Source organism: Nocardioides sp. 31GB23 (genome assembly GCF_040012395.1).
GTDB lineage: Bacteria > Actinomycetota > Actinomycetes > Propionibacteriales > Nocardioidaceae > Nocardioides > Nocardioides salarius.
Map to the genome: position 1 here is coordinate 1 of NZ_JBDYKJ010000047.1, position 25,189 is coordinate 25,189.

Annotated in this window: 20 protein-coding genes and 1 tRNA gene; 9 read left to right on the forward strand and 12 right to left on the reverse strand. The window is 73.1% G+C overall.

Annotation, left to right across the window (positions count from 1 at the left end; all coding sequences use genetic code 11):
- Nucleotides 1-95 precede the first annotated feature (95 nt).
- The 3 genes from eda to zwf are packed head-to-tail and all read right to left on the reverse strand — an operon-like array spanning nucleotide 96 to nucleotide 4,106.
- Complete coding sequence (gene eda, locus ABKW28_RS15110) at nucleotides 96-722, reverse strand: bifunctional 4-hydroxy-2-oxoglutarate aldolase/2-dehydro-3-deoxy-phosphogluconate aldolase (RefSeq protein WP_193670957.1); 627 nt, start codon at nucleotides 720-722, stop codon at nucleotides 96-98.
- Nucleotides 706-2,577, reverse strand: coding sequence for a phosphogluconate dehydratase (edd, locus tag ABKW28_RS15115; RefSeq protein ID WP_348611193.1), 1,872 nt, complete (start codon nucleotides 2,575-2,577; stop codon nucleotides 706-708). Before edd ends, eda begins: the two co-directional genes overlap by 17 nt.
- 14 nt (nucleotides 2,578-2,591) lie before the next feature.
- Nucleotides 2,592-4,106 (reverse strand): glucose-6-phosphate dehydrogenase, encoded by a 1,515-nt coding sequence (gene zwf / locus ABKW28_RS15120; RefSeq protein ID WP_348611147.1) that lies wholly within the window; start codon nucleotides 4,104-4,106, stop codon nucleotides 2,592-2,594.
- A gap of 82 nt (nucleotides 4,107-4,188) precedes the next feature.
- Between zwf and ABKW28_RS15125 the strand changes: the two genes are divergently transcribed.
- The gene (locus ABKW28_RS15125; RefSeq protein WP_193670960.1) at nucleotides 4,189-5,358 is read left to right on the forward strand and encodes an ROK family protein; all 1,170 of its coding nucleotides are present in this window, start codon (nucleotides 4,189-4,191) and stop codon (nucleotides 5,356-5,358) included.
- 11 nt (nucleotides 5,359-5,369) lie between these two features.
- Here the strand turns inward: ABKW28_RS15125 and ABKW28_RS15130 are convergent, their stop codons facing one another.
- Nucleotides 5,370-6,545 (reverse strand): homogentisate 1,2-dioxygenase domain-containing protein, encoded by a 1,176-nt coding sequence (locus tag ABKW28_RS15130; RefSeq protein ID WP_348611151.1) that lies wholly within the window; start codon nucleotides 6,543-6,545, stop codon nucleotides 5,370-5,372.
- A 70-nt stretch (nucleotides 6,546-6,615) separates the two neighbouring features.
- Here ABKW28_RS15130 and ABKW28_RS15135 point away from each other — a divergent pair, with 70 nt between their 5' ends.
- Genes ABKW28_RS15135 through ABKW28_RS15150 form a run of 4 tightly spaced genes read left to right on the forward strand, consistent with a single transcriptional unit; the run spans nucleotide 6,616 to nucleotide 10,434 of the window.
- Nucleotides 6,616-7,446: a hypothetical protein gene (locus tag ABKW28_RS15135; RefSeq protein ID WP_348611154.1), complete on the forward strand. Its 831-nt coding sequence runs from the start codon at nucleotides 6,616-6,618 to the stop codon at nucleotides 7,444-7,446.
- Nucleotides 7,443-8,594, forward strand: a complete 1,152-nt coding sequence (locus ABKW28_RS15140; protein WP_348611157.1) for a fumarylacetoacetate hydrolase family protein — start codon at nucleotides 7,443-7,445, stop codon at nucleotides 8,592-8,594. The genes ABKW28_RS15135 and ABKW28_RS15140 overlap by 4 nt, the downstream gene beginning before the upstream one ends.
- Before the next feature lie 42 nt (nucleotides 8,595-8,636).
- Complete coding sequence (locus ABKW28_RS15145) at nucleotides 8,637-9,482, forward strand: siderophore-interacting protein (RefSeq protein WP_348611159.1); 846 nt, start codon at nucleotides 8,637-8,639, stop codon at nucleotides 9,480-9,482.
- Nucleotides 9,483-9,492: 10 nt separating this feature from the next.
- Nucleotides 9,493-10,434 (forward strand): metallophosphoesterase, encoded by a 942-nt coding sequence (locus tag ABKW28_RS15150; protein ID WP_348611161.1) that lies wholly within the window; start codon nucleotides 9,493-9,495, stop codon nucleotides 10,432-10,434.
- 34 nt (nucleotides 10,435-10,468) lie between these two features.
- On the opposite strand, the gene ABKW28_RS15155 is transcribed toward ABKW28_RS15150, so the two are convergent.
- From ABKW28_RS15155 to ABKW28_RS15170, 4 genes are all read right to left on the reverse strand, one after another.
- Nucleotides 10,469-12,007 carry a hypothetical protein gene (locus ABKW28_RS15155; protein WP_348611164.1) on the reverse strand — a complete coding sequence of 513 codons (1,539 nt, stop codon included), beginning with the start codon at nucleotides 12,005-12,007 and terminating at the stop codon, nucleotides 10,469-10,471.
- Between the two features lie 63 nt (nucleotides 12,008-12,070).
- Entirely contained in the window at nucleotides 12,071-12,760 is a 690-nt protein-coding gene (locus ABKW28_RS15160) for a class F sortase (protein ID WP_341229255.1), read from the reverse strand.
- A complete protein-coding gene (locus ABKW28_RS15165; protein WP_348611166.1) occupies nucleotides 12,757-13,863 on the reverse strand; it encodes an ice-binding family protein in 1,107 nt (368 codons plus the stop codon). The genes ABKW28_RS15160 and ABKW28_RS15165 overlap by 4 nt, the downstream gene beginning before the upstream one ends.
- A gap of 191 nt (nucleotides 13,864-14,054) precedes the next feature.
- Nucleotides 14,055-14,137: transfer RNA gene (locus tag ABKW28_RS15170), tRNA-Tyr, on the reverse strand.
- A gap of 149 nt (nucleotides 14,138-14,286) precedes the next feature.
- On the opposite strand from ABKW28_RS15170, the gene ABKW28_RS15175 reads away from it, so the two are divergent.
- The 4 genes from ABKW28_RS15175 (at nucleotide 14,287) to rarD (ending at nucleotide 18,978) form a co-directional block, all read left to right on the forward strand.
- Complete coding sequence (locus ABKW28_RS15175; protein WP_341229257.1) at nucleotides 14,287-14,778, forward strand: YajQ family cyclic di-GMP-binding protein; 492 nt, start codon at nucleotides 14,287-14,289, stop codon at nucleotides 14,776-14,778.
- Between the two features lie 193 nt (nucleotides 14,779-14,971).
- On the forward strand, nucleotides 14,972-16,942 hold the full coding sequence (locus tag ABKW28_RS15180; protein WP_348611169.1) for a 2-oxoacid:acceptor oxidoreductase subunit alpha: 1,971 nt from the start codon (nucleotides 14,972-14,974) through the stop codon (nucleotides 16,940-16,942).
- 38 nt (nucleotides 16,943-16,980) lie between these two features.
- Entirely contained in the window at nucleotides 16,981-18,063 is a 1,083-nt protein-coding gene (locus ABKW28_RS15185; RefSeq protein WP_341229265.1) for a 2-oxoacid:ferredoxin oxidoreductase subunit beta, read from the forward strand.
- Nucleotides 18,064-18,069: 6 nt separating this feature from the next.
- Nucleotides 18,070-18,978 carry an EamA family transporter RarD gene (rarD, locus tag ABKW28_RS15190; RefSeq protein WP_193670970.1) on the forward strand — a complete coding sequence of 303 codons (909 nt, stop codon included), beginning with the start codon at nucleotides 18,070-18,072 and terminating at the stop codon, nucleotides 18,976-18,978.
- 84 nt (nucleotides 18,979-19,062) lie between these two features.
- On the opposite strand, the gene ABKW28_RS15195 is transcribed toward rarD, so the two are convergent.
- Genes ABKW28_RS15195 through nuoL form a run of 4 tightly spaced genes read right to left on the reverse strand, consistent with a single transcriptional unit; the run spans nucleotide 19,063 to nucleotide 25,188 of the window.
- Nucleotides 19,063-20,085: a polyprenyl synthetase family protein gene (locus ABKW28_RS15195; RefSeq protein WP_348611171.1), complete on the reverse strand. Its 1,023-nt coding sequence runs from the start codon at nucleotides 20,083-20,085 to the stop codon at nucleotides 19,063-19,065.
- A complete protein-coding gene (gene nuoN / locus ABKW28_RS15200) occupies nucleotides 20,082-21,668 on the reverse strand; it encodes an NADH-quinone oxidoreductase subunit NuoN (RefSeq protein ID WP_348611174.1) in 1,587 nt (528 codons plus the stop codon). Before nuoN ends, ABKW28_RS15195 begins: the two co-directional genes overlap by 4 nt.
- On the reverse strand, nucleotides 21,668-23,257 hold the full coding sequence (locus ABKW28_RS15205; protein WP_348611177.1) for an NADH-quinone oxidoreductase subunit M: 1,590 nt from the start codon (nucleotides 23,255-23,257) through the stop codon (nucleotides 21,668-21,670). The genes nuoN and ABKW28_RS15205 overlap by 1 nt, the downstream gene beginning before the upstream one ends.
- The gene (gene nuoL / locus ABKW28_RS15210) at nucleotides 23,257-25,188 is read right to left on the reverse strand and encodes an NADH-quinone oxidoreductase subunit L (RefSeq protein ID WP_348611179.1); all 1,932 of its coding nucleotides are present in this window, start codon (nucleotides 25,186-25,188) and stop codon (nucleotides 23,257-23,259) included. The genes ABKW28_RS15205 and nuoL overlap by 1 nt, the downstream gene beginning before the upstream one ends.
- Nucleotide 25,189 lies beyond the last annotated feature (1 nt).

Consider the following 25,189-nt stretch of genomic DNA (forward strand, 5'->3'; position numbering starts at 1 on the left):
AGAACGGCGTGCGCCACATCAGGCCACGCTCAGCGACCCACGGAAGGGTCACAAGAGCCAGATATGGGCCGGGTCAGCGCGAGATCTGGGACTGGTCAGCGCAGGGCGGCGGCCTCGGCGGCGAGCTTCTCGATGCGCGCCCAGTCGCCGGACTCCACCGCGTCGCGGGGGGTGATCCAGGTGCCGCCGACGCAGCCGACGTTGGGCAGGGCGAGGTAGTCGGGCGCGGAGGCCAGGGTGACGCCGCCGGTGGGGCAGAACCGGGCGGCGGGCACCGGCGCCGAGAGCGCGCGCAGGTACGCCGCTCCCCCGGACGCCTCGGCCGGGAACAGCTTCATCTCGGTGACGCCGGCCTCGAGCACGGCGAGCACCTCGGAGACGGTCGCGGTGCCGGGCAGGAACGGCAGCCCGGTGCCGAGCATCGCCGACAGCAGCCGCGGCGTGGTGCCGGGCGAGACCAGGAACGACGCCCCGGCCGCGGCGGCCTCCTCGGCCTGGCGCGGCGTGGTGACGGTGCCGACCCCGAGCACGATCTCGGGCACCTCGGCGGCCACGGCGCGCACCGCGTCGAGGGCCACGGGGGTGCGCAGCGTCAGCTCGATCACGGGGAGCCCGCCGGCCACGAGGGCACGCGCCAGCGGCACGGCCTCGGCGACGGACTCGACGGTGACGACCGGGACGACCGGCGCGAGGTCGAGCAGGGACTCAGGCGTGCTGGGCAACGGGGGCCTCCTGGGCCGAGAGGGCGTCCTTCTCCGCAGCGAAGGGGAAGACGCTGGCGCCGGCGTCGGCGGGCCCGACGGTGGCGCGGAACATGGCGAACAGCTCGCGACCGGTGCCGGCCAGGTCGGCGGCGCCCGCGGGGCGCTGCACCGCGGGGCGGGCCAGCACGGTCTCGGGGTCGGCGATGCTCAGCAGCCCCCGGTCGGCGTCGACGGTGACGACGTCGCCGTCGACGATGCGGGCCAGCGGGCCCCCGAGCGCGGCCTCGGGCGTGACGTGTATGGCGGCGGGGACCTTGCCGGAGGCACCCGACATCCGCCCGTCGGTGACGATGGCGACCTTCTGGCCGCGGTCCTGCAGGACGCCGAGCGCGGGCGTGAGCTTGTGCAGCTCGGGCATCCCGTTGGCGGCCGGGCCCTGGTGGCGCACCACCGCGACCAGGTCGCGCCCGTCGAGCTCGTGGCGCTCGAAGGCCGCCAGCAGGTCGGCCTGGTCCTCGAAGACCACGGCCGGCGCGGTGACGACCCGGTGCTCGCCGGCCACGGCGCTGGTCTTGATGACCGCGCGGCCCAGCGGACCGTCGAGCACCCGCAGCCCGCCGTCGGCAGCGAAGGGGTCGGTGGCCGGGCGCAGCACCTCGGGGTCGAGGGACTCGGTGGGGCCGTCGACCCAGGTCACCGCGCCGTCCTCGAGCAGGCGCGGCTCCTGGGTGTAGCGGCGCAGCCCCGGCCCGGCGACGGTCCGCACGTCCTCGTGGAGCAGCCCCGCGTCGAGCAGGGTGCGCACGAGGAAGGCCATCCCGCCGGCGGCCTGGAAGTGGTTCACGTCGGCGGAGCCGTTGGGGTAGATCCGGCACAGCGACGGCACCACGGCCGAGAGCTGCGACAGGTCGTCCCAGGTCAGGTCGACGCCCGCGGCGCGGGCGATCGCGACGAGGTGCAGCGTGTGGTTGGTCGAGCCGCCGCTGGCCAGCAGCGCCACGCAGGCGTTGACCAGCGAGCGCTCGTCGACCACGTCACCGACCTGGGCGTCCTCGACCTCGCCCCGGGCGATCGCGGTCACCCGGGCGGCCGCGGCGTCGGTCAGCGCCGCGCGCAGCGGCGTACCGGGGTTGGGGAAGGACGCGCCGGGCAGGTGCAGGCCCAGCACCTCCATCAGCAGCTGGTTGGAGTTGGCGGTGCCGTAGAAGGTGCACGTGCCGGCCGAGTGGTACGACGCCGCCTCGGCCTCGAGCAGCTCCTCACGGGTGGCCAGGCCCTCGGCGAAGCGCTGGCGCACCGCGGCCTTCTCCTTGTTGGCCAGCCCCGACTCCATCGGCCCGGCCGGCACGAAGACCGTCGGCAGGTGCCCGAAGGACAGCGCCCCGATCAGCAGCCCGGGCACGATCTTGTCGCAGACCCCGAGCATCATCGCGGCGTCGAACATGTCGTGGGAGAGCCCGATGGCCGCCGACATGGCGATCACGTCGCGGCTGTGCAGCGAGAGCTGCATGCCGGCGCGGCCCTGGGTGATGCCGTCGCACATGGCGGGCACTCCCCCGGCGACCTGCGCGATGCCGCCCGCGCGGATGACGGCCTTCTTGAGCTGGCGCGGGTAGGTCTCGAACGGCTGGTGCGCCGAGAGCATGTCGTTGTAGCTGGTGACGATCGCCAGGTTCGGCTTGACCGTGCCGCGCAGCGCCTCCTTGTCGGCGGGCTCGGCGGCGGCGAAGCCGTGGGCGAGGTTGGCGCAGGCCAGCCGGGTGCGGGCCGGGCCGGCCTGGGCGGCGGCGCGGTTGCGCTCGACGTACGCCGCGCGGGTGGCGGCGCTGCGGGCGACCAGGCGCTCGGTCACCTCCGCCACGACGGGGTGCATCTCGATGGGTGTGCTCACTGGTCGGTCTCCTGCCAGGCTCGGCCGTCGCGCTCGAGGAGCGCGGCGGCGGCGTACGGGCCGGGCGTGCCGGCGGGGTAGCGGCGGGGCCGCTCGGACGAGTCGGCCCAGCGGGCCAGGACGGGCTCGACCCACGACCACGCGGCCTCGACCTCGTCGCGGCGCATGAAGAGCGTCGGGTTGCCGCGGATGACGTCCATCAGCAGCCGCTCGTAGGCCTCCGGCGAGCGCTGGTCGAAGGCGTCGGCGTAGGAGAGGTCGAGCGAGACCGGCCGCAGCCGGATGCCGCCGGGGCCGGGCTCCTTGGCGGTCAGGTGCAGGCGCATGCCCTCGTCGGGCTGCACGCAGATGTGCAGCCGGTTGGCGGTGGTGCCGCCCTCCGAGCCGGGGAACATCGCGTGCGGCGGCTCCTTGAAGACCACCACGATCTCGGAGACCCGGCGGTCCATCCGCTTGCCGGTGCGCAGGTAGAACGGGACACCGGCCCAGCGCCAGTTGCGCACCTCGGCCTTGAGAGCCACGAAGGTCTCGGTCCAGGAGTCGGGGGCGCCGGCCGCCTCGGGACCGGCCAGGTCGTCGGCGTACGACGGCACCGCGCCCTCGGCGGTCAGCCCGGCGGCGTACTGGCCGCGCACGGTGTCGCGGTCGACGTCCTCGGGGCTCATCGGCTTGAGCGCCTGCAGCACCTTGAGCTTCTCGTCGCGCACGTTCTCGCGGCCCACGTAGGTCGGCGGCTCCATGGCCACCAGGCACAGCAGCTGCAGGAGGTGGTTCTGCACCATGTCGCGCAGCGCGCCGGCGTGGTCGTAGTAGCCGCCGCGGCTGCCGACGCCGACGGTCTCGGCGACGGTGATCTGCACGTGGTCGACCCAGCGCGAGCTCCACAGCGGCTCGAGGAAGGTGTTGGCGAAGCGGGTGACCAGCAGGTTCTGGACGCTCTCCTTGCCCAGGTAGTGGTCGATGCGGAAGATCTGACGCTCCTCGAAGACCTCGCCGACCGCGTCGTTGACCTCGCGGGCGGAGGCCAGGTCGTGCCCGATCGGCTTCTCCATCACCACGCGGGCGCGCTCGTCGACGACGTCGATCTCGGCGAGGCGGGCGCAGGTGGGGCCGAAGAGGCGGGGGGCGACGGCGAGGTAGAAGACGCGCACGGTCTCGTCGGCGTGCGGCCGGTCCTTGAGCAGGTCGTGCAGCAGGTGCCAGCCCTCGCCCGACCCGGAGTCGAGGCACAGGTGGTGCAGCCGGCCCAGCAGCCGCTCGACCGCGTCGGGGTCGAGGTGCTCGGGGGCCAGGTGGGCCTCGAGGCCGGCGCGCACCTCGGCCCGGTAGCCGTCGTCGTCGAGCTCGGAGCGGGAGACGCCGATGATGCGGGTGTCGGGCGGCAGGTGGCCCTCGAGGTCGCGGTGGTAGAGCGCCGGCAGGATCTTGCGCAGCGCCAGGTCACCGGTGCCGCCGAAGACGGTGAAGTCGCACGCCTGGGGCAGCGTGGCAGCCACGTCGGAAGAGGTCATGGGTCCACGGTCGCAGGAACTTTGGATCGATACAAGCCCACTTGTGATTGTTTCGAGCAAAAGTCGGTGCTGTAATCACAGAATGCTCGAGACCAGCCCCGGCACCTCCGCCGGCGACCTCCTCACCCTGGTGCGCACCGGGCGCGCCGGCACCCGCTCCGACCTGGTGCGCCTGACCGGCCTGTCCCGGGGCGCGGTCACCTCCCGGCTCGGCGCCCTGGTCGCGGCGGGCCTGCTGGTCGAGGGCGGTGAGGTCGCCTCCACCGGCGGTCGCCCCGCCGGCGCGCTGGCCCTCGACCCCGACGCCGCCGTGGTGCTCGCGATCGCCGTCGGACGCTCCCGCAGCCAGGTCGGCGTCTTCGACCTGGCCGGGCGCGAGATCAGCAGCGACACCCGCGACCACGAGCCGGGGGTGGGGGCCGCCGAGCTGATGCCCGACGTGGTGTCCCGCCTGGGCGGGCTCCTCGAGGACGTCACGCCGCCGGTCGTCGGCGTGGGCATGAGCCTGCCCGGGAGCGTCGACCCGGCCCGCCGTACCAGCGTCGACGCGCCGGTGCTGAAGGGCTGGGACGGCGTCGACCTGGCGGCGTACGTCGCCGGGCTCACCGACGCGCCGCTGCACCTCGACAACGACACCGCCGCGCTGACCCGCTCGGAGATGTTCGGGCGGGTGCCGGCCTCGCCGACCATGCTCGTGGTCAAGGCCTCCACCGGCCTGGGCCTCGGCGTGGTCGCCGACGGACGCATCGTGGGCGAGCGCCGGGGCGCCGCCGGCGAGCTGGGCCACACCCGCGTCGACGCGGCCGGCGACCTGCTGTGCCGCTGCGGTGCGACCGGCTGCCTCGAGACCATCGCCGGGGGCTGGGCGATGGTGACCCGGCTGCAGGAGGCGGGGGTGCAGGCCAGGCACGTGCGCGACCTGGTCGGCCTGGCCCTCGACGGCGAGCCGCTGGCGCGCGGGCTGCTGCGCGAGTCGGGCCGACACCTCGGCGAGGTGCTCACCGTGGCGGTCAACCTGCTGCACCCCGGCGCGGTCGTGGTGGGCGGCGACATGGGCGCCGCCTTCGACCTCTACACGGCCGGCGTGCGCGAGACGCTCTACTCCCGCGCCCACCCCGCGGCCGTGCGCGACCTGCGCTTCCTGCCCGCCACGCACGGCGAGGCCGCGGGCCTGCTCGGCTGCGCCGCGCTGGCCATCGACGCCGCGCTCGCTCCGCCCGCGGTCGACGCCCTGCTGCGCACCCGCCGCTGAGGCGCGAGCAGTCAGAGCCGGCGGCCCGCCCAGCTGAACGGGTAGTCGGGGTCCTCGACGGCCAGCGCGGCCTCGCCGAGCTCGAGGGGGGCGAAGGTGTCGACCATGACGGCCGACTCCTCGAAGGCCTCCGCACCGAGCGACGCCTCGATCGCGGCGGGCTGGGGGCCGTGGGCGTGGCCGCCGGGGTGCAGCGAGACCGACCCGAGCCCGATGCCCGAGCCCTTGCGGGCCTCGTAGTCGCCGGCGACGTAGAACATCACCTCGTCGGAGTCGACGTTGGAGTGGTAGTAGGGCACCGGGATCGCCAGCGGGTGGTAGTCGACCTTGCGGGGCAGGAAGTTGCACACGACGAAGTTGTGGCCCTCGAAGACCTGGTGCACCGGCGGCGGCTGGTGCACCTTGCCGGTGATCGGCATGTAGTCGTCGATGTTGAAGGTGTAGGGGTAGAGGCAGCCGTCCCAGCCGACCACGTCGAAGGGGTGGGTGTCGTAGACCATCCGCGTGCCGACGACGCCGGCCGAGGTGCGGTGCTTGACCAGCACCTCGACGTCGGACCCCTCGGCCAGCAGCGGCTCGGCGGGGCCGTGCAGGTCGCGCTCGCAGTACGGCGCGTGCTCGAGCAGCTGCCCGTAGCGCGAGAGGTAGCGCCGCGGCGGGGCGACGTGGCTGTTGGCCTCGATGGCGTAGAGCCGGCTCGGCTCGGCCGGCCGCCACCGGTGCGCGGTCGCGCGCGGCACCACCACGTAGTCGCCGGCCCGGTAGGACACCGCCCCGAAGACCGTCTCGACGACCCCGCTGCCGGTCTCGACGAAGACGCACTCGTCGCCGAGGGCGTTGCGGTAGAGCGGGGAGGGCTCGACCCCGGTGACGACGTAGGAGATGCGCACGTCGTTGTTGCCCAGCACCTGGCGGCGACCGGTGACCGCGTCGGGCCCGGTCTCGAGGTCGTGCAGGCGCAGGTGCCGCGGCGCGAGCGGGTGGTTGGGGGTGCGGGACTGGTCGGGCAGCTCCCAGACGTCGGTGGCCACCAGCGCGGAGGGCACGCCGCGGTGGTAGAGCAGGGAGGAGTCGGAGGAGAAGCCCTCCTCCCCCATCAGCTCCTCGCGGTAGAGCCGGCCCTCGGGGTCGCGCAGCTGGGTGTGCCGCTTGCCGGGCACCTCGCCGAGTCGTCGGTAGTAGGCCACCGCCCAGTCTCCTCCTGTTCGAAAGTCGGACAGATGTGTCCGCTATCCGCGTCGTGGTAAGAGTAGCCGCGTGCCTGCCACCACGGAACCTCTCTGGCGCGGCCTCGTCGACGACGCCGCGATCTTCCCGCCCGGCGACGCGCCGCTCGACGCCGCCCTGGCTGCCTACCGCGAGCGCGAGGAGCCGCTGGTCGGCGCCTTCGTGCTGCGCGACACCGACCTGCCGCAGGTCGACCCCGGCCCGCCGCTGGCCGTGGTGCTGACCGGCGGCGCCGGCCAGGTGGCCGGACCGGCCGCCCTCGCCACCCGCCACGGGCACACGCTGGCCCGCCTCGAGGTCGCGCTGCGCGACCTCGACGACCTGCCCGGCAACGCGCGCCGGGTCGCGGCGGCCGTCGACGCGGCGCGCGCCACCGGCGACCTCGACGACGACGTCGCGGTGCACGTCGAGCTGCCCGCCCTGCCCGGCGAGCCGACGCACGGCTGGCTGGCCGCGGCCGACGAGGTCGCCTCGGCCGAGCTGCTGCTCAAGCTGCGCACCGGCGGCCTCGACGCCGACGCCCACCCCGACTCCCCCACGCTGGCCGCCTGGATCGACGCGGCCCTCGACCGAGAGACCGCCTTCAAGTGCACCGCCGGGCTGCACCGCGCGGTGCGCCACACCGGCGCCGACGGCATCGAGCGGCACGGCTTCCTCAACCTGCTGCTCGCGACCCGGCGCGCCTTCGACGGCGCGAGCCGCGACGACGTGGTCGCCACCCTCGAGGAGCGCGACGGCGCGGCGCTGGCCGCCGCCGTCACCGAGGACCTCGCCGGCGCGCGCCGCTGGTTCCGCTCCTTCGGCTCCTGCTCGGTCTCCGAGCCGCTCACCGACCTCGACGCCCTGGGGGTGCTCGCATGACCGACCACGACGGCTCCACCGAGGACAGGCGCGAGGACAGGGGCGGCTTCGGCCCCGACCACCTGCCGTACGCCGTCTTCTCGCGCGACGGCGGCCCGCGCCGGGTCGGCGTGCGGCTGGGCGACACGGTGCTCGACCTGCACGAGGCGACCGGGCGGCCGGAGCTCGAGTCGCGCTCGCTCAACGCGTTCATGGCCCTGGGCCCGGAGGTGTGGCGCCAGACCCGCGAGCAGGCGACCGAGCTGGCCCGCACCGCGCGGGGCGTCCCGCTCGCCGAGGTGGAGCTGCACCAGCCCTTCGAGGTCGCCGACTACGTCGACTTCTACGCCTCCGAGCACCACGCGACCAACCTGGGCCGGATGTTCCGCCCCGGCAGCGAGCCGCTGCTGCCGAACTGGAAGCACCTGCCGGTGGCCTACCACGGCCGCGCCGGCACGGTCGTGCCGAGCGGCACCCCCGTCGTGCGCCCGTCGGGACAGCGTCGGCCCGGGCCGGGCCAGGGCGACGCCCCGGTCTTCGGACCCTCGCAGCGCCTCGACATCGAGGCCGAGCTCGGCTTCGTGGTCGGCGCCCCCTCCTCGCTCGGCGACCCCGTGCCGGCTGCCGGGCTGGCCGAGCACGTCTTCGGCGTGGTGGGCGTCAACGACTGGTCGGCACGTGACATCCAGGCCTGGGAGTACGTGCCGCTCGGCCCGTTCCTCGGCAAGTCGTTCGCGACCTCGGTCAGCCACTGGGTGACCCCGCTGGCCGCGCTCGAGGCCGCGTGGTGCGACCTGCCCGGCCAGGACCCCCGCCCGCTGGACTACCTCGACCCCGGCCACACCCGCGGGCTCGACGTCGACGTCGAGGTGGTGCTCAACGGCGAGGTGGTCAGCCGCCCGCGCTACCGCACGACGTACTGGTCGCCGGGGCAGATGCTGGCGCACCTGACGGTCAACGGCGCCAGCCTGCGCACCGGCGACCTCTACGCCAGCGGCACCATCAGCGGACCGGGCGACGACGAGGTCGGCTCGCTGATCGAGCTGTGGCGCGGCGAGCGGTTCCTCGACGACGGCGACGAGGTGGTGCTGCGCTACAGCGCCCCCGGCACCGCCGGGGGGCGGATCACGCTCGGCGAGGTCAGCGGGCGGGTGCTCCCGGCCCGCTAGGGCCCCTGGCTAAGCATAGGCTTGCCTAAGTACACTCCTGGCATGAGCGAGCTGCCCCGGCTGATGCCGACGGACCCCGAGATGTTCCGCGCGACGGTCCTGAGCAGCGCGAGGGTCTCCACGTCCTTCCAGCGGGTCACGCTCGGCGGGCCCGGGCTCGACGGCTTCGCCTGGCAGGGCCACGACCACTGGTTCCGCTTCTTCGTGCCCGCCACCCCCGGGGCCGCGCTGGTGCTCCCCGAGGTCGAGGGCCGCTCCTGGTGGCAGGCCTACCTGGCCATCGAGGAGGCGCAGCGCCCGCACTGCAGCAACTACACCGTCGCCGACCTGCGCCGCACCGACGGCAGGGACACAGCCACCGAGATCGACGTCGACGTCGTGCTGCACGCCGACGAGACCGGGCAGCTGGCCGGCCGGGTCGCCCGCTGGGCGGTCGCCGCCACCCCGGGCACCCCCGTGGCGCTGCTCGACCAGGGGCCGATGTTCGACCCGCCCGCCGACACCCACCGCGTGCACCTGGCCGCCGACGAGAGCGGGCTGCCGGGCGTGCGCGGGATCCTGCGCGACCTCGCCGCCGACACCGCGGGCACCGCGGTCATCGAGGTGCCGACCGCTGACGACGTCGAGCCGGGGCTTGCGCACCCCGACGGCGTCGAGGTCACCTGGGTCATCCGCGAGGGCCGTCACGACCGCCCGGGCGCCGCCGCCCTGCAGGCCGTGCAGGCCCGCAGCGGGCCGGTCGACCCGCTCGACTACGCCTTCGTGGTCGGTGAGTCCACGCTGGCCACGGGCGCACGCCGCCACCTGCGCCGCGGCGGCCTGCCCGCCGCGCGCATCTGCTTCTCCGGGTTCTACAAGGCCCACCCGCACCCCCAGCCCGTCGCCTAGGCTCGGCGGGGTGAGCGACCCCGTGCAGCTGGGCCAGCACCCGCCCGCCGGCCACGTCCTGGCCCACCTCAGCGACCCGCACCTGCTCGCCGGTGGCGCGCTGCAGTACGACGTCGTGGACCCCGAGTCCGGCCTGGTGCTCGCCCTCGAGCGGCTGCGCCGGATGAGCCCCGCGCCCCAGGCGCTGGTCTTCACCGGCGACCTGGCCGACCGCGCCGAGCCGGCGGCGTACGCGCGGCTGCGCGAGCTGGTCGAGCCGGCCGCGGCCGAGATGGGCGCGCAGGTGGTGTGGGTGATGGGCAACCACGACGAGCGCGAGCCCTACGCCCGGGGGCTCTTCGGCGAGGACGCCGACCCCGGGGCGCCGCAGGACCGGGTGCACGACGTCGACGGGCTGCGGGTGATCTCGCTCGACACCAGCGTGCCGGGCTACCACCACGGCGAGCTGACGCCGGCCCAGCTGGTGTGGCTGGCCGAGGAGCTGGCCGTGCCCGCCCCGCACGGCACGGTCCTGGCGATGCACCACCCACCGATCCCGCTGCCGATGCTGCGGGCCGCCGAGACGATCGAGCTCGCCGACCAGCACCTGCTCGCCGAGGTGGTCGCGGGCTCCGACGTGCGCGTGATCCTCGGCGGGCACTACCACTACTCCAGCCACTCGACCGTGGCCGGCGTCCCGGTCAGCGTGGCGTCGGCGTCCTGCTACACCACCGACCCGGCCCCGCTCGAGCGCTTCGTGTCGGGCGTCGACGGCCACCAGGGCCTCAACACCGTGCACGTGTACGCCGACCGCGTGGTGCACACGGTCGTGCCGCTGTCGCCGGCTCCCGAGGTCAGCGGCTTCCCCTCCGACGTCGTGGCCCAGGTCGAGGCGCTGAGCCCCGAGGAGCGCCGCGAGCTGATCTCGCGCAAGGACTCGCCCTTCAACGCCGGGACCTTGCCCGTCGACTGAGTCCCGTCGACTGAGTCCCGTCGACCGAGCCCCGTCAGTCGCGGCGGCGCCGCGCGGCCCGGCGGTGCAGCAGCAGCGCGCCCAACGTGGCCGGCACGACCAGGGCCAGGCCGGCCGCGGTGGAGGCGTCGACCCGCTCGGCGGTGACGCTGCCCTTGCGGCGCGGCCGCAGGTCCCGGGGCTTCAGGGGCTTGACGTCGCCGATGGTCGAGCCGTCGTAGCGGAAGACGTCGAAGCCGCGGACCAGGTCGTTGGCGTAGCCGAAGAAGGAGCCGTTCCTGCGGATCTTGTTGGTCTTGAAGGACCAGGCGTCGGAGTCGGGCATCGTGAAGTGGCCGACCTCCTTCATGCCGACCCCGTCGCCGAAGGCGATGGTGGCCGGCCCGGCGAGCGGGTCGGTGGCGGCGTCGGCCAGCCCGGAGATGTCCAGGACGCGCACGCCCTTGGCGTACCAGGCGATGGTGAGCAGCTGCTGGCGCGGGTAGATCCGCAGCACGTGGGAGGTGCAGGTGGCGCCGTCCTGGACCGAGTAGGCCGGGGCGAACCAGGCGCCGATCTTGACGGGCGCGGTCTCGAGGTCGCCGGTGACGTCGTAGAGGTGCAGCCCGCCGCCGGGGCACTCCACCGACGCGGCCGCGCCGGCACGCTCGTCGGTGACGACCAGGATCGTGCGCTTGGTGCCGTCGGAGTCCTTGAGCGTGACCGGGTCGGCCTGGTGGGAGACGTTGACGGCCGGGTCTACGATCTGGCCGAGGATCTCGGGGGCGGCCGGGTCGGTGGTGTCGAGCACGAGCGTCTGCGAGAGCGCGGCGGAGTAGGCGCGGGTGCCGTCGGCGCTGAAGGTGATGTCGTGCGACTCCGAGCCCAGCGAGGTGGGCACGAAGGGGATCACGAAGTCCTGAACCTTGACCGGACGGGTCGGGCGGCGGATGTCGTAGATGGTGATGTGCGGCTCGGAACCGGCGGTGAGCAGGTCGGAGTTGGAGTTGTAGAGCCACTTGCCGCTGGGGTGGATGGTCATGTTGTGCGAGCCCGCGCCCACCGGCAGCCAGCTGACGGTGCCGGGGCGCCTCGGGTCGGTCAGGTCGACGATGACGGTGCCGGCGTCGCCGGCCTCGAGGCCCAGCTCGGTGCCGCAGCGCGAGGCGGCGCCGGCGGCGCCCACGGTGCCGTCGGCGGTGTAGCTGGCCAGCACCCGGCCGCGGCGCTTCCAGACCTGGATGTCGCCCTGGGAGATCTTGCAGTCGTAGACCGAGACCGGCTTCGGCCTGCGGGGCCGGGTGATGTCGGTGACCTGCAGGCCGCCACCCAGCGTGCCGGCCAGGGCGTACTCGCGCTTGCCGAGCCGCATGAACTCGATGTCCGTGCCGTTCTGCGCCTCGCCGGTGTCGTCGTACTGCAGGTTGGCGACGTGCTTCATCGCCTCCCCGGTGCCCTCGGTGGCGACCTCGGCCGCACGCGTGTTGGTGGGCAGGTCACCGCCCTGGTGGGCCAGCGCCGGCGGCGCCGCGAGCAGCGAGCCCATCGCGGTCAGGGTCAGGGCGAGCAGGGCAGAGCCGGCACGACGCGTCATGCCCCCACAACGCCTCGCGGGCGCCGCGGTTACGCGGTGCCGGCGGCGGGCCGGGGCAGGCCGTCAGCTGCGACCGCCCGACACCCAGCGGGCGTTGACGACGACGTTGGCCTGGTAGCCGCCGCGAGCGGCGTCGTACTCGCCACCGCAGGTCACCAGGTTCAGCTCGCGTCGCCCCGCCCCCGCGTACACCCGCTGCGCGGGGAAGTCGGCGTTCGCGTAGGTGCGGACGCTGCGGACGACGAAGGTGGCGGTGCTGGCGTCGTCGAGGCGGACCGAGACCCGGTCACCGGCCTCGAGCTCGTCGAGGCGGGCGAACACGGCCGGGCCGTCGACCGAGTCGACGTGACCCAGGATGACGGCCGGGCCGGGTGCGCCCGGTGGTGGGCCGAGGCGGTACCAGCCGGCGAGCGCCGGGTCCTGCGGCACCTCCACGGTGCCGTCGGGCTGGAGACCCAGCCCGACCAGCGGGGTGGAGAGGCCGAGCCGGGGCACCGCCAGCTGGACGGGTCGCGGTGACCGGGGGGCAGCCTCCTCCGAGTCCGAGGAGGTCGCTCGCGGCGGCGGCGCGAGGCCCGCGGGCGGGGTCGCGACGGCGGCGCCGGCTCGAGCGCTGCTCTCGCCGGCCGGAGCGGCGCCACCGCCCCACAGGGTCAGGCACACGGCCCCGGCCAGACCGAGGGCCAGCGCCGGCGCCCACCACCCCTTGGGGCGGCGGCGGGCGTGCCGGGCAGCGCCGCGCGAGCGGCTCACCTGCTGGCGGAGACGGTCGCTCCCGGCCGACGGGCTCCACGCAGCACGGCGGCGCCGGCACCCCCCAGGCAGAGCAGGCCGAGGCCCAGCCAGGCGGCGTCACCGAACGGACCCGGCAGCCGCCCGGTCGCCGGGTGCCCGGTCGGGACCGGGGTGTCGCCGCCCGGGGCGTCCGGCCCCGCGGGGCCTCCCGCCCCGCTGCCCGAGCCGCCCGAACCATCCGAGCCGCCCGAGCCGCCCGAGCCGCCCGAGCCGCTGGTGGCGGTGGCGGTGGCGGTGGAGGTCGGCGTCGCCGTGGGCGACGAGGTCGGGCTGACCGTCGGGCTGACCGTAGGAGTGGCCGTCGGGCTGGCCGTGGGAGTGGCGGTGGGGCTGGTCGTGGGGGTGGGGGTCGGCGCGAGGCAGGCCGGGCTCGAGACGGTGTTGGTGTCCAGCGAGACCTGGCCGTTGCGGGCCAGGACGCGTCCCTCGATGGTCGCACCGGTCTGGAGGCTGATAGAGGACAGGGCGAGCACCGAGCCGACGAAGCGAGAGGTGGTGCCGATGGTGGCCGAGCTGCCCACCTGCCAGTAGACGTTGCACGCCCGGGCCCCGCCGATGAGCGCGACCGTGCTGCTGGAGGCCGTGATCAGCGTGGAGCCGGCCTGGAACACGAACACGGCGTTCGGGTCGCCCTGGGCGTCCAGGGTCACGGTCCCGGTCAGGGACATCGCGTTGGCGGCGTTGTAGACCCCGGCGACCAGGGTCCGACCGCCGAGGTCCTGGCTGGTGAAGTCGACGACGGGGCCGCGGGCGGCGGCGTCGTCGTAGGCCGTGACCAGGTCGTCCTTGGCCTGCAGCGCGACGGCGTCGGCCGCGTGGATCGTCCCGTTGGTGACCTCGCCGGGCGGGAACCCGGTGACGGCGCTGCCGGGGCTGACACCCAGGTCTCCGGAGACCACGCTGGGCCCGGTGTTGGTGACGGTGGTGCCCGCCAGGACGGCGAAGGGCGTGGCGGTGCCGAGACCCACGGGCGGCTGGGCGGCCACCGCGGTCCCGTGCAGGGCCAGGACGGTGAGGAGGGCGGCGCTCGAGACGCCGAGGGACAGGATGAGGGAACGCAAGGTCGACACGAGGTCTCCGGGGGGATAGCCGGAGGGCGACAAGAGTCAATGGGGGGCAGGTGCCATCTAGTCCGGGTGACAGGACTGTAACCCAGATCACACGCTTCTCGGCATCGGCGCGGCGTCTGCCTTGGCGCACGAGAAGGGCCCCCGGTCGGCATGACGCCGACCGGGGGCCCTGTGCACCGCTGTGGCAGATGAAGGATTCGAACCTTCGAAGGCAAAAGCCGACGGATTTACAGTCCGCTCCCATTGGCCGCTCGGGCAATCTGCCGGGTGCTGTCGTGCGGGCGTTTGGCCACGCGACAACGAGACGAAACAATAGCGCAGCCCCCGGGTGCGACCGCAAACCGTCGCGGCACCCCGCGCAGGCCAGCCTCGCACCCCGACCAGACCGCTACGACCGAGAACCAGGTGGACCCCATGGCCGACTCGTCCTTCGACATCGTCTCCAAGATCGACCGCCAGGAGGTCGACAACGCGCTCGGGCAGACCGCCCGCGAGATCGCGACCCGCTTCGACTTCAAGGGCACCGGCGCGAGCATCGAGTGGTCCGGCGAGCAGGCCATCGAGATCACCGCCTCCGCCGACGACCGCGCCAGCGCGGTGCTCGACGTCTTCAAGGGCAAGCTCGTCAAGCGCGACGTGTCGCTGAAGGTGCTCGATGCCTCCGAGCCGCGTCCCTCGGGCCAGCAGTCGAAGATCTCGATCGCGCTCAAGGAGGGCATCTCCTCCGAGGACGCCAAGAAGGTCTCCAAGCTGATCCGCGACGAGGGCCCCAAGGGCGTCAAGGCGCAGATCCAGGGCGACGAGCTGCGGGTCTCCTCCAAGAAGCGCGACGACCTCCAGGAGGTCATCTCGCTGGTCAAGGGCCAGGACTACGACTTCGCGGTGCAGTTCACGAACTACCGCTGAGAGCACATCCGGGCCACCCGCGCGGACGAGGTCCGCTCCTCGGCGCAGGCACGGACCCGCTACGCCCCCGCCGTACAGTGGAGGGCGTCCGGCGAGCCCGGAAACACCGAGAACTAGAACAGGTTCTCATTCCGACATACCCCAAGTATGCTCGGCCGGTCTGTCCGCGCAGCGATCACAGGAGTGGCACCTCGTGTCCGAGAACACCAAGCAGGTCAAGCAGCTCGACCGCGTCATCATCCGCTTCGCGGGCGACTCCGGCGACGGCATGCAGCTGACCGGCGACCGGTTCACCGCCGAGTCGGCCTCCTTCGGCAACGACCTGGTGACGTTGCCCAACTTCCCCGCCGAGATCCGGGCCCCCCAGGGGACGCTCCCGGGCGTCAGCTCCTTCCAGGTGCACTTCGCCGACCACGACATCCTCACCCCCGGCGACGCCCCCGACGTGCTGGTGGCGATGAACCCGGCGGCCCTCAAGGCCAACCTCGGCGACCTGCCCAAGGGCGCGACGATCATCGTCGACACCCACGACTTCTCCGCGCGCAACCTGACCAAGGCCGGCTACGACGCCAACCCGCTCGACCTGCTCGAGACGCCCGGCTCCGAGCTCGACGGCTTCAACGTGCACCCGGTCGACCTGACCGGCATCACGGTCGGCGCGGTGAAGGAGTTCGGGCTCTCGCGCAAGGACGCCGCCCGGGCCAAGAACATGTTCGCGCTGGGCCTGCTGTCGTGGATGTACGGGCGTCCCACCGAGGGCACCGAGACGTTCCTGGCCCGCAAGTTCGCCAAGGACGCCGCGGTCCGCGACGCCAACCTGACCGCCTTCCGCGCCGGCTGGAACTACGGCGAGACCACCGAGACCTTCGTGGTCCGCTACGAGGTCAAGCCGGCCCCGATGTCGGCCGGCACCTACCGCAACATCACCGGCAACCTCGCGCTGTCCTACGGCCTGGTGGCCGCGGGCGTGCAGTCGGGCCTGCCGCTGTTCCTGGGCTCCTACCCGATCACCCCGGCCAGCGACATCCTCCACGAGCTCAGCAAGCACAAGGGCTTCGGCGTCACCACGTTCCAGGCCGAGGACGAGATCGCCGGCGTCGGCGCCGCCATCGGCGCCTCCTTCTCGGGCGCGCTCGGCGTCACCACCACCTCCGGGCCCGGTGTGGCCCTGAAGTCCGAGGCCATCGGTCTGGCCGTGATGACCGAGCTGCCGCTGCTGGTCGTCGACGTCCAGCGCGGCGGGCCCTCGACCGGCCTGCCCACCAAGACCGAGCAGGCCGACCTGCTGCAGGCGATGTTCGGGCGCAACGGCGAGGCACCCGTGCCGATCGTGGCGCCCCAGTCGCCGGGCGACTGCTTCGACGCCGCCATCGAGGCCGCGCGGATCGCCATCACCTACCGCACCCCGGTGATGCTGCTCTCCGACGGCTACCTGGCCAACGGCTCCGAGCCGTGGCGGATCCCCGAGGTCGCCGACCTGCCGGTCATCGACCCCGGCTTCGCCACCGCGACCAACCACACCTCGACCAGCACCGCCAAGGACGGCACGGTCACCGAGACCGAGGAGTTCTGGCCCTACCTGCGCGACGAGGAGACCCTGGCCCGGCCCTGGGCCGTGCCCGGCACCCCCGGCCTCGAGCACCGCATCGGCGGGCTCGAGAAGGGCGAGGGCCACGGCAACATCTCCTACGACCCGGCCAACCACGAGCTGATGGTGCGCACCCGCCAGGCCAAGGTCGACCGGATCGCCGAGTCGCTGCCGCCGCTCGAGGTCGACGACCCCTCGGGCGACGCCAAGGTGCTGGTGCTCGGGTGGGGCTCGACCTACGGCCCGATCGGCGCCGGCGTACGCCGCGTGCGACGCGCCGGCTACCACGTCGCGCAGACCCACCTGCGCCACCTCAACCCGTTCCCCCAGGACCTCGGCGAGGTCCTCGCCCGCTACGACAAGGTCCTCGTGCCCGAGATGAACCTCGGCCAGCTCTCGATGCTGCTGCGCGCGAAGTACCTCGTCGACGCCATCGGCCACCACCAGGTCAACGGCATGCCCCTCAAGGCCGCCGAGCTCGCCCAGGTCATCGGCGAGCTCGTCGCCGAGGCCGAGGGCATCCCCGCCGACCAGCTCGACCTCTCCGTCGCGACCAGCCAGGAGGTCCACCAGTGACGCTCACCTCGAACCGCTCCGACCTGCCGACCCCGGGCCTGCGCTCGGGCACCGAGTCGGTGCCCACCACCGACCAGCCGCAGACCGGCAAGGACTTCACCTCCGACCAGGAGGTGCGCTGGTGCCCCGGCTGCGGCGACTACGCCGTGCTCAAGGCCGTGCAGTCGTTCCTGCCCGACCTCGGGCTGCGCCGCGAGAACATCGTCTTCGTCTCGGGCATCGGCTGCTCCAGCCGCTTCCCCTACTACCTCGACACCTACGGCATGCACTCGATCCACGGCCGCGCGCCGTCGATCGCCACCGGCATCGCCACGGCCCGCGAGGACCTGTCGGTCTGGGTCGTCACCGGCGACGGCGACGCGCTCTCGATCGGTGGCAACCACCTGATCCACGCGCTGCGCCGCAACGTCAACATGACCATCCTGCTGTTCAACAACCGCATCTACGGCCTCACCAAGGGCCAGTACTCCCCCACCTCCGAGGCCGGCAAGGTCACCAAGTCCACCCCGATGGGCTCGGTCGACCACCCCTTCAACCCGGTCTCGCTCGCGCTGGGCGCCGAGGCGTCGTTCGTGGCCCGCACCATCGACTCCGACCGCAAGCACCTCACCGAGGTGCTCGCCGCGGCCGCCGCCCACCGGGGCACCTCCCTGGTCGAGATCTACCAGAACTGCCCGATCTTCAACGACGGCGCCTTCGACGCGATCAAGGACCGCGACACCAAGGCCGACGCGATCATCCCGCTGGTGCACGGCGAGCCGATCACCTTCGGCGTGCCCACCGAGGACGGTCGCGCCACCAAGGGCGTGGCCCACGACCCGGCCACCGGCGGCGTGCGCGTCGTCGAGGTGGGCGACGGTGAGGGGCAGCTGGCCGAGAGCGAGCTGCTGGTCCACGACGCGCACAACCCCGACCCGTCGGTCGCGTTCGCGATCAGCAGGCTCACCGACGCGGGCTACCTGCACACCAGCCCCATCGGGATCTTCCGCCAGGTCGAGCGGGCGACGTACGACGACGAGGCGCGCACCCAGCTCGCCACCGCGGGCGCCGCGAGCGACGCTGACCCGGCCGACCGTCTCAGCGCGCTGATCACGGGTGCCGACACCTGGACGGTCGTCTAACCCCACGTGGCCGAGTCCCGCCGCGGTGTCCTCCTGGGGGCAGCCGCCTACCTGATGTGGGGAGCCTTCCCCCTCTACTTCCCGCTGCTCGAACCCGCCGGCTCGCTCGAGATGCTCGGTCACCGGGTGGTGTGGTCGGCCGTGACGATGGTGGTCGTCGTGGTGGCCCTGAGCCAGCTGGCGGCCCTGCGCGCCCTGCTGGCCGACCGGCGGCGCACGACGCTGCTGCTCGCGGCCGCCGTCACCATCACCGTCAACTGGGGCGTCTACATCTACGGCGTCACCCACGACCGGGTGGTCGAGACGGCGCTGGGCTACTACATCAACCCGCTGGTGACGGTGCTGATGGGCGTGCTGCTGCTCGGCGAGCGGATGCGGCGCCTGCAGGTGGTCGCGCTCGGCGTGGCCGCGGTCGCGGTGGCGGTGCTGACCGTCGGCTACGGCCGCCCGCCCTGGGTGGCCATGGCCCTGGCCCTGTCCTTCGGCACCTACGGGCTGCTGAAGAAGACCGCCAACGCCGGCGCGGTGCCCAGCCTGACCCTCGAGACCCTCTTCATCGCGCCGGTCGCCCTGGCCTACCTCGCGTTCCTGGGCAGCAGCGGCGCGGCGGAGTTCGGCGACAACGGGCTGGTGCACGCGCTCCTGCTGACCACCACCGGCGTGGTGACCGCGATCCCGCTGCTGTGCTTCGGCGCGGCCGCCACCCGCATCCCCCTCACCACCATCGGGCTGCTGCAGTACCTCACCCCGACGCTGCAGTTCCTGCTCGGCGTCCTCTACTTCCGTGAGGACATGCCCGCGGCCCGCTGGATCGGCTTCGTGCTGGTGTGGGTGGCGCTGGTGATCTTCACGTTCGAGGCGCTGCGGCACCGGCGCCGCCAGCTGCGGCTGACCGTCGCCGCGGCCGTCGGCTGACGCGCCCCGCCGGCCGGGACGTCATACGTCACGCACGGACGGACGTCCCGCCCGTATGACGTCCTGCAGGGGCCGCGGCGGGGCTCAGCCGGTACGGACGGCCACGAGGTCGGCGAAGGCCTCGAGGGCCTCGCGCACGGGGCCGGAGGGCAGCACGCCGAGGTGGCCCTTGGCCTCCTGGGCCTGCGCGACGACGTAGGCGCGGGCCTGGTCCATCGCCGGGTGGGCGCGCAGCAGCCCGAGGGCCTCGGCGAGCGCGGCGTCGTCGGTGAGGTCGGCGTCGAGCAGCTCGAGCAGGCGTACGTCGGCGGGGTCGCTCGACCCGGCGGCGCTCGCGCGCGCCATCAGCACCGGCAGCGTCGGCACGCCCTCGCGCAGGTCGGTGCCGGGGGTCTTGCCGGACTCGTCGGTCTCGGAGGCCACGTCGAGGATGTCGTCGGAGAGCTGGAAGGCGGCGCCGACGATCTCGCCGTAGGCGGCCAGCGCCTCCTCGACCTCGCGGGGGGCGCCGCTGAAGCGGGCGCCGTAGCGCGCGGACGTGGCGATCAGCGAGCCGGTCTTGCCGGCCACCACGTCGAGGTAGTGCTGCAGCGGGTCCTCGTCGGGGCCGGGGGTGACCGTCTCGAGGATCTGGCCCTCGACGAGCCGGGTGAAGGTCTCGGCCTGGATGCGCACCGCGTCGGCGCCCAGGCGGGCGGTGAGCTCGGAGGAGCGGGCGAAGAGGAAGTCACCGGTGAGGATGGCGACCAGGTTGTCCCAGCGGGCGTTGGCCGAGTCGGCGCCGCGGCGCAGGTCGGCCTCGTCCATCACGTCGTCGTGGTAGAGCGAGCCGACGTGGGTGATCTCGACGACGCAGGCCGCGGTCAGCACGTCGTCGCAGCCCGGCTCGGGACCGGTCTCGGCGGCCAGCAGCACCAGCAGCGGCCGGAACCTCTTGCCGCCGGCCGACATCAGGTGCGCCGCGGCCTCGGAGACGTACTTCGTGCGTCCCTGGACGTGGCCGGCCAGGAGCTCCTCGATGGTGTCGAGGCGCTGCTGCAGGCGCGCGGCCAGGGCCTCGTCGGTGACGGGCAGTGCCAGGTTGGCCAGGGGCGGGGTCGAGCTCACCTGATGAATTGTCCGGCATCGGCCGCGAGGTCGAGCACCGGCCCCGGCAGCACGCCGAGCGCCAGGGTGCCCACGACCCCGACCACGATGACCGCGGTCGTCAGCGGCGACGGCGTGGTCACCGAGGCGACCTCGCCCTCGGGCACGGCGAAGTACATGACGCGGATCAGGCGGATGTAGAAGAACACCGACACCACGCTGGCCGCGATCGCCACCGCCACCACCGGCCAGGCCCCCGCCGACAGCGCGACGGTGAAGACCGCCCACTTGCCGGTGAAGCCGGCGGTCAGCGGGATGCCGGCCATCGAGAGCAGGAAGAACGCGAACGCCCCGGCCACCAGCGGCGAGCGCGCGCCCAGGCCGGCCCAGCGCTCCATCGCGCTCGCCTCGCCCGAGGAGTCGCGCACCAGGGTGACCACGGCGAAGGCCCCGACCGTGGCGAAGCTGTAGGTGAGCAGGTAGAACAGCACCGACTGCAGCGAGGTGACCTGGCCCTCGGCCAGCGCTCCGGCGCCCTGGACGCCGAGCACGCCGGTGAGCAGGAAGCCGGTGTGCGCGATCGCCGAGTAGGCCAGCATCCGCTTCACGTCGGTCTGCACGATGGCCAGCACGGCCCCGACCAGCATGGTCAGGATCGCCACCACCCACAGCATCGGCTGCCACGACCAGCGCTCGGCGCCGAAGGCGACGTAGAGCAGGCGCAGGATCGCGCCGAACGCCGCGATCTTGGTGCCGGCGGCCATGAAGGCGGTCACCGCGGTGGGGGCGCCCTGGTAGACGTCGGGCGTCCAGGCCTGGAACGGCACCGCGCCGACCTTGAAGAGCAGGCCGACCATCAGCATCCCGATGCCCACGAGCAGCAGCCCGCGGTTCTCGGTGTCGTTGCGCACCGCCTCGTCGATGGCCGCGAAGCTCATCGAGCCGGCGAAGCCGTAGACCAGCGCGACGCCGTAGAGGAAGAAACCGGAGGAGAAGGCGCCGAGCAGGAAGTACTTCAGCGCGGCCTCCTGGCTCAGCAGGCGGCGGCGGCGCGCCAGCCCGGCCAGCAGGTAGAGCGGCAGCGAGAGCACCTCGAGGGCCACGAAGAGCGTCAGCAGGTCGGCGGCCGCCGGGAAGAGCATCATGCCGGTGACCGCGAACATCAGCAGCGGGTAGACCTCGGTGTGGTCGAGCGCCTGGGTACGACGCTCGGCCTCGGTGCCCGGGAGGGCCGCGGCCTGGCCGGCGAAGGCCGAGACCCCGCTCTCGAGGCGGCGCTCGGCGAAGAGCGCGACCCCGGTGAGCGCGAAGACCAGCAGCATCCCCCACAGGAAGACGGTGGGCCCGTCGACCGCCACGGCGCCCGCGGCGCCGAGGAGGCCGCGCGCGGCGCCGCCCTCGGTGACCTCGAGGTCCATGCCGACCAGGACGGTGCCGACGAGCGCGGCGAGCAGGCCGGCGACGGCCAGCACGAGCTGGACGACGTGGCGGCGCCCGCGGGGCAGGAACGCCTCGGCGAGCACGCCCAGGCAGGCCACGCCGAAGACGACGAAGAGCGGCCAGATGCTGCCGTACTCCATCAACGGCTGGGTGAACTCGCCCATCAGTTCTCGCCCTCCTCGGCGGTGTCGGAGTCGCTGTGGGCCTCGGCCTCGGCCGGGGCACCCACCTCCGGCGGGTCGTCGCTGACGCCCACCTGCTCGAGCAGCTCACCGACGTAGGGGTCGGCGGCCTCCATCAGGGGCATCGGGTAGAAGCCGAAGAGCACCAGGCCCACGAAGAGCGGGGCCACGGCGACCAGCTCGCGGGTGGACAGGTCGCGGCTCGTGCGCACGCCCGCCGCGACCGGCTCGACGCTCGGACCGGTCATCGTGCGCTGGTACATCCACAGCGCGTAGATGGCCGCCAGCACGATGCCGGTGACCGCGACCGCGCCGACGTACCAGGCGTAGTCGAAGGCCGCGATGATCACGAGCATCTCGGAGACGAAGGTGCTCAGGCCCGGCAGGCCCAGCGCGGCCAGGCCGGCGACCAGGAACAGCCCGGCCAGCACCGGCGTGACCTTCTCGGCCCCGCCCATCTCGCGGATCGAGGCGGTGCCCCGGCGCGAGACGACGTAGCCGGCGACCAGGAACAGCGCCGCGGTGCCCAGGCCGTGGTTGACCATGTAGAGGATCGAGCCGGTGCCGCCCTGGCTGGAGAAGACGAAGATGCCCAGGGTGATGAAGCCGAAGTGGCTCAGCGACGTGAGGCCGATCAGGCGCATCAGGTCGTCCTGGCCGATCGCCACGAGAGCGCCGTAGACGATCGAGACCAGCGCGAGCACCACGACCAGCGGGGTGGCCCACTGCGAGGCCTCGGGGAACAGGCCCAGGCAGAAGCGCAGCATCCCGAAGGTGCCGATCTTGTCGAGCACGCAGACCAGCAGCACCGCGGTGCCCGGCGTCGCGCGCTCGGTGGCGTCTGCCAGCCACGTGTGCACCGGGAAGAGCGGCGCCTTGATCGCGAAGGCGATGAAGAAGGCCGCGAAGAGCCAGCGCCCGGCGGCGGTGTCGATGTCGAGGGCGGCCAGGTCGGAGAGCAGGTACGACGGCGTGCCCTGCTGGGCGGAGACGACGTACAGGCCGATGACGCCACCGAGCAGCACCAGGCCGCCGGCGAGCTGGAACATCAGGAACTTCACCGCGGCGGCGCTGCGACCGGCGCGGCCGAAGCCGCCGACGAGGAAGTAGGCCGGGATCAGGGTCGCCTCGAAGACGACGTAGAAGAGGAACACGTCGGTGGCCAGGAAGACCGCCAGCGAGAGCGCCTCGAGGGCCAGGGTCCAGGCCACGAACGCCGCCGGGGAGCCCTGGGCGCCGCCGTCGAGGTAGCCCTCGTCGTCGCGCCAGGAGGCCAGCAGCACGACCGGCACCAGGACCACGGTCAGCAGCACCAGCAGCAGGCCGAGGCCGTCGACGCCCAGGGCGTAGTGCACCCCGAAGGCGCTGATCCAGTCGTGGGTCTCGGTGAGCTGCATGCCGCCGTCGACGTCGTACTGCAGCGCGACCGCGACGGCGAGCGCCAGGGTGCCCAGCGAGACGCCGAGGCCGACCTGCTTGGTCAGCGCGGCCGAGCCGCGCACGAAGGGCACCGCCACCGCGCCCACGAGGGGCAGCAGGACGAGCAGGCTGAGCCAGGGGAGGTCGGACATCAGAGGTTCACCACCAGGAGCGCAGCGAGGACGAGGACGACCCCGCCGACGACGGAGAGGGCGTAGGAGCGCACGAAGCCGTTCTGGACCTTGCGCAGCTGGGCACCGAGCGCGGCGGTGACTCCGGCGCTGCCGGTGAACAGCCCGTCGACCAGGCTCCGGTCACCGCGGGTGAGCCCCGCGGTGGCGTGCCGGCCGGGGTTGATCACCAGGGTCTCGTTGATGGTGTCGCCGTAGAGGTCCGCGCGGGCGGCGCGGGTGGCGAACGAGACGTCCTGGGGCGCGGTGACCGGCACCGGGCGCTTGCCGACGAGCAGCCACGCGGTGGCCACACCGGCCGCGACGACGGCCAGCACCAGCAGGGTGATCACGATCGCCGGGACCGGCGGCTCGTGCTCGGGGGCGGTGCCCACGACCGGGGAGAGCCAGTCGACGATCCAGTGGCCCAGGTAGAGCAGGCCGCCGAGCACCGACAGCGCGGCCAGCACGACCAGCGGGCCGGTCATCACCGAGGGCGACTCGTGCGGGTGCACGTCGTCCTTCCAGCGCTTCTCGCCGAAGAAGGTCATCAGCATCAGCCGGGTCATGTAGAAGCCGGTGACGCCGGCGCCGATGAGCGCGCCGATGCCCGCGACCGGGCTCTCGATCAGCGCGGTCTCGATGATCTTGTCCTTGGACCAGAAGCCCGAGAAGCCCGGGAAGCCGATGATCGCCAGGTAGCCCATGGCGAAGGTCAGGAAGGTCACCGGCATCGCCTTGCGCAGCGCTCCGTAGCGGCGCATGTCGACGTCGTCGTTCATGCCGTGCATCACCGAGCCGGCGCCCAGGAACATGTTGGCCTTGAAGAAGCCGTGGGTGATGAGGTGGAAGATGGCGAAGGCGTAGCCGTACACGCCCAGGCCCGCGGCGAGCATCATGTAGCCGATCTGGCTCATCGTGGAGCCGGCGAGCGCCTTCTTGATGTCGTCCTTGGCGCAGCCGATCACCGCACCCCACAGCAGCGTGACCGTGGCGACCACGACCACCGCGGTCTGGGCGTGCGGGGCGAGCTCGAAGACGAAGTTGGAGCGCACCACCAGGTAGACGCCCGCGGTGACCATGGTGGCGGCGTGGATCAGCGCCGAGACCGGGGTCGGGCCCTCCATCGCGTCGAGCAGCCACGACTGCAGCGGCACCTGGGCGGACTTGCCGCAGGCCGCGAGCAGCAGCAGCAGGCCCAGCGCGGTGAGCACGCCGTCGCTGGCGCCGGAGGCGTTGGCGCTGATGACGGTGAAGCTGGTCGAGCCGAAGGTGACGAAGAACAGCGCGATGCCCAGGCTCAGCCCGATGTCGCCGACCCGGTTGACCACGAAGGCCTTCTTGGCCGCGGCGGCCGCCGAGGGCTTGTGCTGCCAGAAGCCGATCAGCAGGTAGGAGGCCAGGCCGACGCCCTCCCAGCCCAGGAACAGGCCGAGGTAGTTCTCGCTCAGCACCAGCATCAGCATCGCCGCGACGAAGAGGTTGAGGTAGGCGAAGAACCGGCGCCGACGGGGGTCGTGATCCATGTAGCCGATCGAGTAGACGTGGATCAGCGAACCGACGCCGGTGATCAGCAGCAGGAACAGCACCGACAGCGGGTCGAGGAGCAGGTCGATGGAGACCGTGAGGTCACCGACGCGGATCCAGTCGTAGAGGTGCTGCACGACCTGGCGCTCGCCCTCCTCGCGACCGAGCATCGAGACGAAGAGCACCAGGCTGAGCACGAACGAGCCGACCGCGGTCAGCGTGCCGAGCCAGTGCCCCCACGCGTCGGTACGACGCCCGCCCAGCAGCAGGATCGTGGCGCCGGCCAGCGGCAGCGCGATCACCAGCCACAGCAGCGAGAAGACGCCGTCGGCGCCCAGGGGATCGACCACGGGGATGGACGCGCCACCCTCGGACAAGAGAAACATC

What these genes read in the sequence shown, in the direction of transcription:
- edd (WP_348611193.1), bottom strand. Translation starts at nt 2,577, where the DNA reads ATGCACCCCGTCGTGGCGGAGGTGACCGAGCGCCTGGTCGCCCGCAGC.
- ABKW28_RS15140 (WP_348611157.1), top strand. Translation starts at nt 7,443, where the DNA reads ATGACCGACCACGACGGCTCCACCGAGGACAGGCGCGAGGACAGGGGC.
- nuoN (WP_348611174.1), bottom strand. Translation starts at nt 21,668, where the DNA reads ATGGGCGAGTTCACCCAGCCGTTGATGGAGTACGGCAGCATCTGGCCG.
- ABKW28_RS15205 (WP_348611177.1), bottom strand. Translation starts at nt 23,257, where the DNA reads ATGTCCGACCTCCCCTGGCTCAGCCTGCTCGTCCTGCTGCCCCTCGTG.
- ABKW28_RS15125 (WP_193670960.1), top strand. Translation starts at nt 4,189, where the DNA reads ATGCTCGAGACCAGCCCCGGCACCTCCGCCGGCGACCTCCTCACCCTG.
- ABKW28_RS15155 (WP_348611164.1), bottom strand. Translation starts at nt 12,007, where the DNA reads ATGACGCGTCGTGCCGGCTCTGCCCTGCTCGCCCTGACCCTGACCGCG.
- ABKW28_RS15175 (WP_341229257.1), top strand. Translation starts at nt 14,287, where the DNA reads ATGGCCGACTCGTCCTTCGACATCGTCTCCAAGATCGACCGCCAGGAG.
- zwf (WP_348611147.1), bottom strand. Translation starts at nt 4,106, where the DNA reads ATGACCTCTTCCGACGTGGCTGCCACGCTGCCCCAGGCGTGCGACTTC.
- ABKW28_RS15145 (WP_348611159.1), top strand. Translation starts at nt 8,637, where the DNA reads ATGAGCGAGCTGCCCCGGCTGATGCCGACGGACCCCGAGATGTTCCGC.
- nuoL (WP_348611179.1), bottom strand. Translation starts at nt 25,188, where the DNA reads ATGTTTCTCTTGTCCGAGGGTGGCGCGTCCATCCCCGTGGTCGATCCC.